At 73.8% G+C, this 11,932-nt stretch carries 11 protein-coding genes and 2 pseudogenes; 7 read left to right on the plus strand and 6 right to left on the minus strand.

The genetic code is table 11. The features are described from left to right. Positions 1-723, plus strand: a pseudogene (locus RBH18_RS40385) (serine/threonine-protein kinase); the annotation flags it as partial. Positions 724-737: 14 nt separating this feature from the next. Continuing rightward, a complete protein-coding gene (locus RBH18_RS40390; RefSeq protein WP_306215809.1) occupies positions 738-1,178 on the plus strand; it encodes an AAA family ATPase in 441 nt (146 codons plus the stop codon). Between the two features lie 135 nt (positions 1,179-1,313). Here RBH18_RS40390 and RBH18_RS40395 read toward each other — a convergent pair whose 3' ends face one another. From RBH18_RS40395 to RBH18_RS40405, 3 genes are read right to left on the minus strand one after another with little or no spacing between them, the layout of a single operon-like run. Then, a complete protein-coding gene (locus RBH18_RS40395; protein ID WP_306215810.1) occupies positions 1,314-2,063 on the minus strand; it encodes a metallophosphoesterase in 750 nt (249 codons plus the stop codon). Then, a complete protein-coding gene (locus tag RBH18_RS40400; protein WP_306215811.1) occupies positions 2,060-2,857 on the minus strand; it encodes a mechanosensitive ion channel domain-containing protein in 798 nt (265 codons plus the stop codon). The genes RBH18_RS40395 and RBH18_RS40400 overlap by 4 nt, the downstream gene beginning before the upstream one ends. 25 nt (positions 2,858-2,882) lie before the next feature. Continuing rightward, positions 2,883-3,716 carry a glutamate-cysteine ligase family protein gene (locus RBH18_RS40405; RefSeq protein ID WP_306215812.1) on the minus strand — a complete coding sequence of 278 codons (834 nt, stop codon included), beginning with the start codon at positions 3,714-3,716 and terminating at the stop codon, positions 2,883-2,885. Positions 3,717-3,866: 150 nt separating this feature from the next. Here RBH18_RS40405 and RBH18_RS40410 point away from each other — a divergent pair, with 150 nt between their 5' ends. The 4 genes from RBH18_RS40410 to RBH18_RS40425 are packed head-to-tail and all read left to right on the plus strand — an operon-like array spanning position 3,867 to position 9,004. Further along, the gene (locus tag RBH18_RS40410; RefSeq protein WP_306215813.1) at positions 3,867-5,555 is read left to right on the plus strand and encodes an ABC transporter substrate-binding protein; all 1,689 of its coding nucleotides are present in this window, start codon (positions 3,867-3,869) and stop codon (positions 5,553-5,555) included. Positions 5,556-5,565: 10 nt separating this feature from the next. Further along, positions 5,566-6,456, plus strand: a complete 891-nt coding sequence (locus RBH18_RS40415; protein WP_306215814.1) for an ABC transporter permease — start codon at positions 5,566-5,568, stop codon at positions 6,454-6,456. Next, positions 6,453-7,442, plus strand: a complete 990-nt coding sequence (locus tag RBH18_RS40420) for an ABC transporter permease (protein ID WP_306215815.1) — start codon at positions 6,453-6,455, stop codon at positions 7,440-7,442. Before RBH18_RS40415 ends, RBH18_RS40420 begins: the two co-directional genes overlap by 4 nt. Next, complete coding sequence (locus RBH18_RS40425; RefSeq protein WP_306215816.1) at positions 7,439-9,004, plus strand: dipeptide ABC transporter ATP-binding protein; 1,566 nt, start codon at positions 7,439-7,441, stop codon at positions 9,002-9,004. The genes RBH18_RS40420 and RBH18_RS40425 overlap by 4 nt, the downstream gene beginning before the upstream one ends. Here RBH18_RS40425 and RBH18_RS40430 read toward each other — a convergent pair. After that, positions 8,989-10,560, minus strand: coding sequence for a serine hydrolase domain-containing protein (locus RBH18_RS40430; RefSeq protein WP_306215817.1), 1,572 nt, complete (start codon positions 10,558-10,560; stop codon positions 8,989-8,991). The two genes, RBH18_RS40425 and RBH18_RS40430, sit on opposite strands and share 16 nt — an antisense overlap. Positions 10,561-10,630: 70 nt before the next feature. Further along, positions 10,631-10,873 carry a hypothetical protein gene (locus RBH18_RS40435; RefSeq protein WP_306215818.1) on the minus strand — a complete coding sequence of 81 codons (243 nt, stop codon included), beginning with the start codon at positions 10,871-10,873 and terminating at the stop codon, positions 10,631-10,633. A 102-nt stretch (positions 10,874-10,975) separates the two neighbouring features. Here RBH18_RS40435 and RBH18_RS40440 point away from each other — a divergent pair, with 102 nt between their 5' ends. Next, positions 10,976-11,365 carry a DnaJ family domain-containing protein gene (locus tag RBH18_RS40440; RefSeq protein ID WP_306215819.1) on the plus strand — a complete coding sequence of 130 codons (390 nt, stop codon included), beginning with the start codon at positions 10,976-10,978 and terminating at the stop codon, positions 11,363-11,365. On the opposite strand, the pseudogene RBH18_RS40445 reads toward RBH18_RS40440, so the two are convergent. Continuing rightward, positions 11,362-11,932 (minus strand): annotated as a pseudogene (locus RBH18_RS40445) (hypothetical protein); the annotation flags it as partial. The gene RBH18_RS40440 and the pseudogene RBH18_RS40445 sit on opposite strands and share 4 nt — an antisense overlap.

Consider the following 11,932-nt stretch of genomic DNA (forward strand, 5'->3'; position numbering starts at 1 on the left):
CCCCACCGCCTGCGCCGCCGGTACGCCGTGACGGGCGCGACCCTGGCCGCCCTGCTCGCCGGCGGCGTGGCCGTCTGGGCCACCCGCCCCGACGACCGCGACCGGCAGACCGTCTCGCCGCCGCCCGCCGCCTCCACACCGTCGCAGGCTGCGACCCCGTCGCCGGCCCCGTCCCTGGCGCCCTCCTCCGCCGTGCCCTCGTCCGCCGCGCCCTCCTCGACTTCCCAGCCCGCGGCGGCCACGTCGAAGCCGCCCGCCTCCCCGACGGGCCGGACACTGCCGCCGAAGCCGGCCGGCTGGAAGGACTACACGGACCCGACCGGCTTCAAGGTGTACGTCCCGACCGGCTGGAAGCGCACCAAGGACGAGGACGGGATGGTCTACTTCCGGGGCGACGGCCGCACCCTGGGCATCGACCAGACCACCTCGCCCCAGTGGGACCCCGTGGCCGACTGGGAGGGCAAGCGCGACGAGCGCCGTGCGGCGGGCGACTTCCCGGGCTACAAGGAGGTCCACATCAAGGAGGTCGACTACTTCCGCAAGGCGGCCGACTGGGAGTTCACCTTCGACGGCTCCAGCTCCCGCCGCCACGTCAACAACCGTGGCGTCATCACGAGCAACAAGCAGGCGTACGGCTTCTGGTTCGAGACCTCCGACAGCGACTGGTCCGCCGCCCGCGACGACCTCCGGCTGATCTTCGACAGCTTCCGTCCCCGAGCCTGACTAGAGTCGCCGGTGTGACCCGCCTGCTGGTGACCGGCATGTCCGGCACGGGAAAGACCACCCTGCTCCGCGAGCTCGCCCGGCGCGGCCACGACACGCTCGACACCGACTACGACGGCTGGGTCCTGCCCGACGGCACCTGGGACGAGCCCCGCATGGCCGCCCTGCTCGCCGCCCGCACCGGCCTCGTCGTGTCGGGCACGGTGGCCAACCAGGGCGTCTTCTACGACCGCTTCGCCCACGTGGTGCTGCTCAGCGCGCCCCTCGACGTGATCCTCGCCCGGGTGGCCCAGCGCCCCGACAACCCCTACGGCAAGACCGCCCGCCAGCGCGCCGAGATCGAGACCAACCTGCGCGAGGTCGAGCCCCTGCTGCGCCGCGGCGCCACCCTCGAGCTCGACGCCCGCCGCCCGGCGCCCGACCTGGCCGACGCCGTCGAGGCGCTGCTCACCTGAGGCGATGCCGTCACAGCCTGCCGACGCCATGGCCGTCGGACCACCCATGCCCTGGCCGGCCTCTGACGGCTCGTGCGGCGCACCGACCTGCCGGCCCGGCCTGCCGATCGTCGGCGGCCCGCGGCGGGACAGGCGCTAGACGGTACGGAAGTGGCTCGTCAGGCGGCCGTCCTGGAGCACGTGGAAGACCACGCCCGGCACGTCGTCGAGGTCGGCGACATTGGACCAGGTCAGCTCGTCGGTCGTGGTCCACGGCAGGCGGGTGGTGGAGATGATGCCCGGGGCGGCGACCAGGGGCAGGCCGGCGAAGCTGCCCGCGGCGGCCGCGTGGGCGTGTCCGCAGAGGACGGCGACGGCCGAGGGCGCCGCACCGAGCACCGCGGCGAGGTCGCCGGGGTTGCGCAGGCCGATGCCGTCGACGAGCGGGTTGTCCAGCGGGATCGGGTGGTGGTGCAGGGCGACGAGGACCGGCTCGGTCGCCGCGGCGAGGACGTCGCGCAGCCAGTCGAGGGTTTCGGGGGCCAGCAGGCCGTCGGGCCTGCCCGGGATGCTCGAATCGCACAGGGCGAGGGTCACCCCTCCGACGCGGTGGACCTGGTTGATCGGCGCCGTTCCGGTGGTGCCGAGCAGCACCTTGCGGTACGGGTCCCGGTCGTCATGGTTGCCGGGCAGCAGGAACACCGGGACGTCCGCGACGAACTCGGCCTTGACCCGCTCGTACTCGTCGGTCGAGCCGTGGTCGGCCAGGTCGCCGCTCACCAGGATCGCGTCGACGGCGCAGCCGCGCAGGAAGGTCATGACGCGCCGGGTCCGGGCCAGCGCCCGCTCGCTGCCGTCGAGGTGCGGGTCGCTGATGTGCGCGATGATGGTCACAGGATCCGTCACTCCTCGTCCTTCGTGGCCGCCGGAGCGGGCCGCGTGTCGTCGCCCTCCGGATCCCTGCCGCCGGCAGCGGCACCGCCGCCCGCAGCGCCGGCAGCGCCGCCGCCCGCAGCACCGGCCTGGTCCGCGAGGTGGAGGGCGGGGACGTCGGCGGCGCTGTCGCCGGCCGTGGACTCCTCGCGGGGCGCCGGGCCGACGGCGGAGGCGAGCAGCACGTTGTTCGGGATGTTCAGCGGCCCCTCGTCGGTCTCCAGCACCGTGTAGAGCAGCCCCGCCGAGACCACGACGCCCTCGAGTGGCCCGTTGATCGCGCCGGACATGACGCGGATGCGGATGCCGGGGACGTAGGGGCGGGAGAAGAGCAGCACCAGCCCGGCGAACAGGTTGCTCAGCACCGGCTGGGCGGCCAGGCCCAGGATCACGCCGGTGACCGCGCCGCCCAGGAGCAGGTTGCGCACGCCCAGGCCGACGAGGTCGAGCACCGAGAACAGCGCGATCAGGTAGCCGCCGAGCAGCACGATGAGCCGCAGCGGGGTGGCCGCCACCTCGCCGGCGCGCGCCACGCTGATGCGGTGCACCTCGCGCGAGGCGGTGCGGCTGGCGGCGACGCCGAAGATCGCCACGAGCAGGGCGCACCCGTACGCGATCAGCCGGTCCCGCATCGACGCCGAGGTCACGCCGCCGACCTCGAGGCCGGTGATCAGTGCGGCCAGGGCGAGCAGCCCGTAGACGACCGTGCGCCGGAAGTCCGCCCGCACGTGATTCTCCAGAGCCCGCCAGTCCCCGCCGCGCCACATGCCCGTGACTGTAGCGGGCGGCCGATCACGCCGAGGCGAGGACGTCGTCGGCGGGGCAGCGGGCGCGCATCACGTACCGGTCGGCGAAGGCCGCCACCGTGTCGCGCGTGTCCCGGCCGACGCCCTGGCGGGCCAGCCCCTCGTACGCCGCCACGAAGCACAGCCGGGCCGCCCGCGCCAGCATGGGGTCGCTGAGCCCGTCGCGCGCCGCCCGCTCCCACAGCCGGGCCTCGCCGCGCAGCGGCTCGACGGCGCCGAGTGCCTGCACGGCGGCCCGGGGCTCGTCGAGCAGCGCGGTGATCACGGCGACCGGGACCTGCCAGTCGTCGCCGGCCTGCGCGTCGGCGACGTCGACGGCGAGGTGGCCGCGGGCGCTGACCGGCAGGTCCGCGGCGCCGAGGTGCGCCGCGAGATCAGCGGCGGCGGGCGGGATCCGGGACGCCTGGCGCAGCGAACGCCAGCCGGTGGGCCGCCCGTCGCGCAGCGGGGAGTTGGCGAAGGCGGCTGCCAGCACCGGCGCCACCGCGTGGGCCAGCGCCCAGCGGCGGGGCAGCCCGAGCAGCCCGCGCTCGTCCAGCCCCGCCTCGAGGTTCACCCGGACGCCACCGGTGAAGGTGCGCGGGCCGGCGAGGGCGAGGTCGGCGGTCATCCGGGTCAGCGCCACGGCGGCCCCGGGCGACGGCGGGCCGCTGAGGACGGCCGGTCCGGAGGGGCGTACCTCCAGGAAGCCGTGGCGCAGCGGCACCCGGCCGGCGGCGGGCCGCCCGGCCGGGACGAGGTCGACCTCCACGCCGACGAATCCCGGCCGGGCGGGCACGAGCGCGCAGGAAGCGATGAGCGTCTCCAGGAAAGGGGTCATGCGCGTGCTCCTGCCGGGCCGGGTCGGGCCTACAGCCTAGTCAATCGATAGGAATTATGGGTAGCGTCACAGGGGGATCGACGGGCTTGCATCGCCTACCAAACCTATGGATAGTGTGCGTGTTCCGATCGGACCGACCCGAGGACGCCCATGCGTACCGCACTGCCCCTGACCCTGTCCGCCGCGCTGCTGGCCGGAGCCCTCGCGGGCTGCCAGGGCACCGGCGGTGACCCGTCGACCGGCGCCGCGTTCGACCCGGCGACCTGCCAGGGCGGCACGCTGTCGGTGCTCAACCAGGGCGGCATCACGCACCTGGACCCGGCGCGGCTCTACACCTCCGGCGGCGGCAACATCCCGTCGCTGCTGTTCCGCACGCTGACCACGCGCAACCGCCTCGAGGGTGAGGCCGGCACCAAGCCCGCCCCCGACCTGGCCACCGACCTCGGCACGCCGTCCGACGGCGCGAAGACGTGGACGTACACGCTGCGCGACAACATCTTCTTCGAGGACGGCACGCCGATCACCGCGGCCGACGTGAAGTACGGCATCGAGCGCTCCTTCGCGCCCGAGCTGCCCGGCGGCGCGCCCTACCTGCGGGACTGGCTGGTCGACGCGGCCGGCTACCAGGGGCCCTACAAGCAGCCCGGCGGCATCAAGGCCATCGAGACGCCCGACGACAAGACGATCGTCTTCAAGCTGCGCAAGCCCGAGGGCGACTTCCCTTACCTGGCCACCGCCACGCAGTTCGCGCCCGTGCCCAAGGCCAAGGACACCGGCACGGAGTACGAGAAGCATCCGATCTCCTCCGGCCCGTACCAGGTCGAGAGCTACGACCCCAAGAAGAGCCTCGTGCTCGTCCGCAACCCGCACTGGAAGCGCGACGTCGACGAGCTGCGCTACGCGTGCCCGGACCGCATCGAGGTGACCGCGGGGCTCGACGCGGCCGTCATCAACCAGCGGCTCGTCGCCGGCGCGGGGCAGGACGCCAACGCGGTCACGACCGACGCCGTGGTCGGCCCCGAGCAGCTCGCCCAGCTGGGCACGGGCGGCCAGCTCGAGAAGCGGGTCGCGCGCGGCGAGTTCCCGTCGACCACGTACCTCGCGTTCAACACCAAGAAGGCTCCCTTCGACGACGAGAAGGTGCGACAGGCCCTCTCGTACGCGATCAATCGCACGTCGGTCGTGAACGCCCTCGGCGGCAGCGCCGTCGCCGGCCCCTCGACGACGTTCCTGCCCCCGCAGAAGGCGCTGGGCTACCAGCAGTACGACTACTTCCCGGCGGGTGCGAACGGTGACCCGGCCAAGGCGAAAGAGCTGCTGGGCCAGCGCTCGCTGACCATCGAGCTGGCCCACGAGAACGACGACGCCAGCGGTCTCGGCCCGAAGGTCGCCGCCGCCGTCCAGGAGGCGTTCAAGCAGGCCGGTGTGACGGTGACGCTCAACGCGATCGACAGCTCCACCTACCGCGACGTCACCGGCAAGCCGTCGACGCAGCCGGGGCTGTCGCTGCAGAGCTGGGGTGCCGACTGGCCCTCCGGCGGCCCGTTCCTCATTCCGATCTTCGACGGCCGGCAGATCATCACCGCGGGCGGCAACTTCAACCTGGCCCAGTACGACGACCCGGCGGTCAACGCCGAGATCGACGCCATCCAGGCCCTGACCGACCCGGCCCAGGCCCAGCAGCGCTGGGGTGCCCTGGACGCCAAGCTCGGCAAGCTCGCCCTGACCGTCCCGCTGACCCACGAGAAGGACGTCTATCTGTTCGGCAAGAACGTCAAGAACGCCGTGCCCGACGGCTGGCGCGGCACCTACGACCTGGCCCGGATCTCGGTTAAGTGACGACGGACCAGTGACCACCCTGCGCCGCCTGCTCGGCGACCGCGCCTTCCTCACGGGCGCGGTCGTCGCCGCGGTCATGGTCCTCGTCGCCCTGACCGCGCCCCTGCTCACGGCCCTCGCCGGGCAGGACCCCACCACCTACCACAACGACCTGCTCGACTCGGCCCGCGGCGGCGTCCCCACCGGCCCGCTCGGCGGGCTCGACGGCGACCACTGGCTCGGCGTCGAACCCGGCACCGGCCGCGACCTGTTCGCCCGCGTCGTCTACGGCGCCCGCGTCTCGCTCGGCGTGGCCTTCTCCGCCCTGCTGCTGCAACTGGTGCTCGGCGTCGGCATCGGCGTCGCGGCCGGCCTCGGCGGACGGTACGCCGACGCCGTTCTCAGCCGCCTCACCGACCTGACCCTGGCCTTCCCCGGCCTGGTGCTGGCCATCGCCCTGCTGGCCGTGGTGCCGCAGTCGTGGCCGCGGCCCGTCCTGCTGGCCGTGGTCATCGCCCTGCTCGGCTGGGCCGGGACCGCCCGCATCACCCGCGCCGAGACGCTGTCGCTTAAGACCCGGGACTACGTCGCCGCGGCGCGCGTGTCAGGGGCGGGCCCGCTGCGCGTCGCCCGCCGCGAGATCCTGCCCGGCCTGGCCGCGCCGGTGCTCACCTACGCCGCCCTGGTCCTGCCCGGCAACATGATCAGCGAGGCGGGCCTGTCGTTCCTGGGCGTCGGCGTCCGCCCGCCCACCCCGTCCTGGGGCCAGATGCTGTCGTCGGCGACGACCTGGTTCCGCGCCGACCCGCTGTACGTCTTCCTCCCCGGCGGGCTGCTCTTCGTCACGCTGCTCGCCTTCGTCCTGGTCGCCAACGGCGTGCGCCGCGCGCTCGACCCCCGGCAGAGCGAGGTGCTGCGATGATCGGCCTGCTGCTGCGCCGCGTCGCCGGGGCCGTGCTGGTGCTGCTCGCCCTCTCCGCCATCGTGTACGCCCTCTTCTACCTCGCCCCGCGCGACCCGGCCGTGCTCACCTGCGGCAAGGGCTGCACCCCGGAACGGCTCGCCGACGTGCGCGCCGCCATGGGGCTCGACGAGTCGGCGATCGTCCAGTACTGGCACTTCCTCGAGGGGCTGTTCACCGGCCGCGACTACCCGGCGGGCCCCGACGTGCGGCACTGCCCGGCGCCCTGCCTCGGCTACTCCTTCGAGACCGACCAGCCGGTGACCGCCCTGCTCGCCGACCGGCTGCCCGTCTCCGCGTCGCTCGCCGTCGGCGCCGAGATCCTGTCGCTGGCCGTGGGCATCGGCGCCGGCTCGCTGGCCGGGCTGCGCCGCTTCCGCGTCCTCGACCGGCTGGTCAACGGGCTGGTCCTCGCCGGCTACGCCGTCCCGGTCTTCCTGGTCGGCCTGTTCCTGCTGCTGCTCTTCTGCGTCCGGCTGCAGTGGCTGCCCTTCCCCCAGTACGTGCCGTTCACCACCGACCCCCTGCTCTGGGCACAGAACCTGATCCTGCCCTGGATCGCGCTGGCCGTGATCCAGTCCGCCGCCTATGCCCGGCTCACCCGGGCCGGGCTGGAGCAAGCGCTCGGGGAGGACTACGTGCGCACGGCCCGGGCGTACGTGATCCCGGAGGGCCGCATCCTGCGCAGCCGGGCCCTGCGCGGCGCCCTCGTCCCGCTGGTGACGCTGACCGCCATGGACCTCGCCGCGATCATGGCCAGCGCCGTGCTGACCGAGACCATGTTCGGCCTGCCCGGCGTCGGCCAGTTGCTGGTCGGCGCGGTCAACCAGATCGACCTGCCGGTGGTCGTCGGCGTCATCCTGCTCACCGGCTTCCTGGTCGTCGTGGCCAACGCCGTCGCCGACCTCCTCTACGCCGCCGTCGACCCGAGAGTGCAGCTGACATGACCCTGTTGTCGGTCCGCGACCTGCGGATCAGCTTCGGCGCCACCACCGCCGTCGACGGGCTCTCCTTCGAGCTGGACGAGGGCGGGGCGCTCGGCATCGTGGGGGAGTCGGGCTCCGGCAAGAGCGCGACCGCCTTGGCCCTGCTCGGCCTGCACACCGGGGCGACGGTCACCGGCGGGCTGGAGTTCGCCGGGGCGCCGGTCACCCCGGCACTGCGCGGCGCCGAGATCGCCATGGTGTTCCAGGAGCCGCTGACCGCCCTGAGCCCGTTCCACACGATCGGGCACCAGATCGCCGAGGTCTACCGGCTGCACACCGGCGCCTCCCGCCGGGACGCCCGGGCGCGGGCCGTCGAAGTGCTCCGGCAGGTGCACATCGCCGATGCCGAGCGGCGCGCGGACGCGTACCCCCATCAGTTCTCCGGCGGGATGCGCCAGCGCGCGCTGATCGCCATGGCCCTCGCGTGCCGGCCGCGGCTGATCGTCGCGGACGAGCCGACCACGGCCCTCGACGTGACGGTCCAGGCCCAGATCCTCGACCTGCTCGACGAGGTACGCACCACCACCGGCGCGGCCCTGCTGCTGATCAGCCACGATCTCGGCGTCGTCGCGGGCGCCACGGACGACGTCATCGTCATGCGGCGCGGCGTGGCGGTCGAATCCGGGCGTACGGACGAGGTGCTCGTGTCCCCGCGGGCCGGCTACACGAAGGAGCTGCTCGCCGCCGTGCCGCGCCCGTCCGCACGCCGCGAGATCACGGGCGCGCCGCTGCTCCGGCTGGCGAACGTGCGCCGGCACTTCCGGCAGCGTGGGTTCCGGTCGCCGCCGGTGCGCGCGGTCGACGGCATCAGCCTGGACGTGCGCGAGGGCGAGACGCTCGGCATCGTCGGCGAGAGCGGCACCGGCAAGACCACGCTCGCCCGGATGATGGTCGGGCTGATCCCGCCGTCGGCGGGCCGCATCACGCTGGGCGGCAGGGACATCGGGCAGCGGCGGGGCCGCTCGGTGCAGATGGTGTTCCAGGACCCGATGTCGTCGCTCAACCCGCGGCGGACGGTGGGCGAGAGCGTCGCCGACCCGCTGCGCCTGCAGGGGCATGCGACGCCGCGTGCGGAGGCCACGCGGCTGCTGGAGCGGGTGGGCCTGAGCGCCGACCAGTACGACCGCTATCCGCATCAGCTCTCCGGCGGCATGCGCCAGCGGGTCGGCATCGCCCGGGCCCTCGCGCCCGCGCCGCGCCTGATCGTGTGCGACGAGCCGGTGTCCTCACTCGACGTCACCACCCAGGCGCAGGTGCTGGCGCTGCTCGAGGACATCCGGCGCGAGCGCGGGCTGACCATGGTTTTCGTGACGCACGACCTCGCGGTGCTGCGCCAGATCGCCGACCGGGTCGCGGTGCTGCGGGAGGGCAGGGTGGTGGAGCTGGGCGAGGTCGCCGACGTGTACGAGCAGCCGCAGCACCCGTACACCAAGGAGCTCCTCGCGGCGATCCCCGTGACCGACCCCGCGGAGGCCCGCCGGCTGCGTGCCGGCCGGCGGGCGCTCGCTCAGCGTGCCGGATAGGGCAGGGTCCCGGGCCGGGGCAGTCCGGCGGACGAGCGGGCCGCCAGCGTGGCGGGGCCGCGCAGGTAGAGGCGGCCGCCGTAGCGGAACCACGCGATGCCGCCGTCCGGGTCGCGCCCGAAGGTGGCCCGGATGTGCTGCTCGGAGCCGTCCGGGTAGAGCACCAGCACATGGTCGCGACGGTAGAACGCCAGCCGCAGCGCCTCGACGCCGCCGCTGCTGACGACGAGCTGCCCGTCGCCGGCGGCGATGTCCAGCGTGATCGCCGCCTCCTCGCCCTGGAAGCCGATCTGCCGCGCGGTGTAGCTGCCGGCGTAGGGCGCCAGCTCGCGGGCCGGCAGCGACCTGGGCACCGCGGGCAGGTTGTGCAGGCCCAGGAAGCGGTCCAGCGCCCAGTCGTCGGCGAACAGGTCCAGGGTCAGCAGCGGGCCGGTCTCCGAGTTGGTCAGCACGGTCAGGGCGAAGTCGCGCTCCGGGACGATCAGGAAGCCGGAGTGCTGGCCGTCCCAGTCGCCGCCGTGCTGCAGCACCCGGGGGCCCTCGGCCGTGGGCCGGATCATCCAGGTCACGCCGAAGCCGTCGATCTCGACGTAGAGCGTGCCGGCGGGGCCCGGGCGCGAGCGCATCGCCCGCAGCGAGCGCTCGCTCAGCAGCCGCCGGCCGCCGCCGGGCACCCGGCCGTCGCCGAGATGGAAGCGGGCCCACCGCAGCTGGTCGCGGGCGCTGGAGATCAGCCCGCCGGCCGGGTTGATGCTGCGCGGGATGGCGAAGGCCGCCGGGACGGGCACGAGCGCGCCGGTGGCGTCCGGCAGGTGCGGCACGGCGACCGTGGCGCCCGGCAGGTCGTCGAGGGTGAACGCGGAGGTGTCCAGGCCCAGCGGGGCGAGCAGCAGGTCGTGGACCGCCCGCTCGTACGTGGTGCCGGTGACGGCCTCGATCACCCGCCCGGCGAGGCTCAGGGCGGCGTTGTTGTAGTGCATGACCCGGCCGGGCGGGGTCAGCTGCGGCAGCCGGGTCATGCCCTCGACGTAGCGGGCCAGCGCCGCGTCGTCGGAGCCCGGGTCGAGGAAGAAGTCGCCCAGCCAGCCGGCGCTGTGGTCGAGGATCTGGCGTACGGTGACCCGCTCGGACGCCCGCTCGTCGGCGACCCGGAAATCGGGCAGGTAGTGGCGCACCCGGCGATCCAGGTCGATCCGGCCGTGCTCGGCAAGCCGCATGATCGCCGTGCCGGTGAAGGTCTTGCTCGTCGACGCGATCCGGAAGACGGTGTCGGCGTCGACCGGCGCGGGGTCGGCGATGTTCGTGACGCCGAGGCCGAAGACGTGGTCGACGCCGCGGTAGCGCACGCCCACGGCCGCGCCCGGGATGTCGTAGCGGGTCAGGCGCTCCTCGATGAAGGCGCGGAGATCGCGGACGGCGGCGGGCTCCCTGCCCCCGGCGGACTGCACGTAGTGCGGGCCCGCGGCGCGGGCGGCCTGAGCGCCGACGAGTGGACCGGCGGCCGCCGCGACGGCGGCGGCGCGCAGGACGGTGCGACGGGACGTGGTGCCGGACATGGAACCCCCCGAGCTGGTTACGGCCGTGTAACGCGCCCACCCTATCGGCATCCGCCGATCCCCGGGAGGGTCAGGCCGCGCGCCGGGCCCGCCGGTAGCCCATCGCCTCGAAGTCGTCGGCCACCCGCCCGAGCGCCTTGTCGCGGTCGGACTGTCGCTCGTAGACCCGCTCCGAGGTGCGGATGATCTCGCCGCCGAGGGTGATCACAATGCTGATCCTGGTCTCCCCGCGCGGGGCGATGGTGACGCACTCGACCCGCCGGACGAGCCCGCGCCAGCGGCCCCGGGTGAGTTCAACGACGCGTTCGCTCACGGTTATCCCCTCGTAACAACGTTCGGCTAGCGAGCACCGTAGGCCAGCGGGCCCCCCTCGGTGTAGATCCCCGCCGGGACGAATTTCGGTAAACTTCCTCCGGTGGCCAGTTGGTACGAATCGCACATCGACCGCAAGATCCGCGAGGCGCAGGAGCAGGGCCAGTTCGACGACCTGCCGGGCGCGGGCAAGCCGCTGAGCGACCACGGCCAGGAGTACGACGAGGACTGGTGGGTCAAGGACTGGCTGCGCCGCGAGGGCGCGACCGCCGGGGCCCTGCCGCCGACCCTCGCCCTGCGCCGCGAGGCGCAGGACCTCGCGGAGACGGTCGACCGCCGGCACACCGAGGCCGAGGTCCGCGACTATGTGGCCAACCTCAACGAGCAGCTCCGCATGGCCCGCGCCGGCCTCCTCGACGGTCCGCCCGTCCTCCTGCCCCCGCTGAACCCCGACGAGATCGTCAACGCCTGGCGCGCCCGGCGTCGCTCCTAGGCCTTCTCGGAGAGCCTCAGCGGGTCGGCGGTGAGGGTGTCGCAGCGGACGAAGGCCAGGTTGATGGTCACGTCGGTGAACCACAGGACCGGCAGGGTCAGCGGGGGCGGCTGGTCCGGGGTGAAGGTGACCGGGATCAGGCCGAAGAGCTTGCCCTCGAACCTCGGGGTGTAGAAGCGCACGTTGCCGTCGGTGGTCAGCTCGTCGCTCGTGATCAGCGTGGTGTGCCCGCCGGCCTCGGGGATGGTCAGCGAGAAGGGCTTGTTGACGGCCTTGTCCATGTCGAAGCGCAGGGCCTTGAGGATGCCGTTGGCGGTGCGGAGATCGGCGACGCCCACGTAGGTCGAGTTGTACATGGTCAGCGACGCGGTCTCGAGGGTGCCGCCGCGCAGGGAGACCTGGGGGACGTCGCCGGGGGCGGCCTCCTTGTACACGCGGGGGCCCAGGCAGGGGATGTCGTCGCCGGCGGACGGGGACGGGCTCGCGGTGCGGGTGGCGGGGACCGAGGTGCGCGACGGCCGGGGCGCCGCGGACGAGGGGGACGGGGACGACGAGGCGGCCGGAACG

This window comes from Actinoplanes oryzae, from assembly GCF_030757795.1.
Lineage (GTDB): Bacteria > Actinomycetota > Actinomycetes > Mycobacteriales > Micromonosporaceae > Actinoplanes.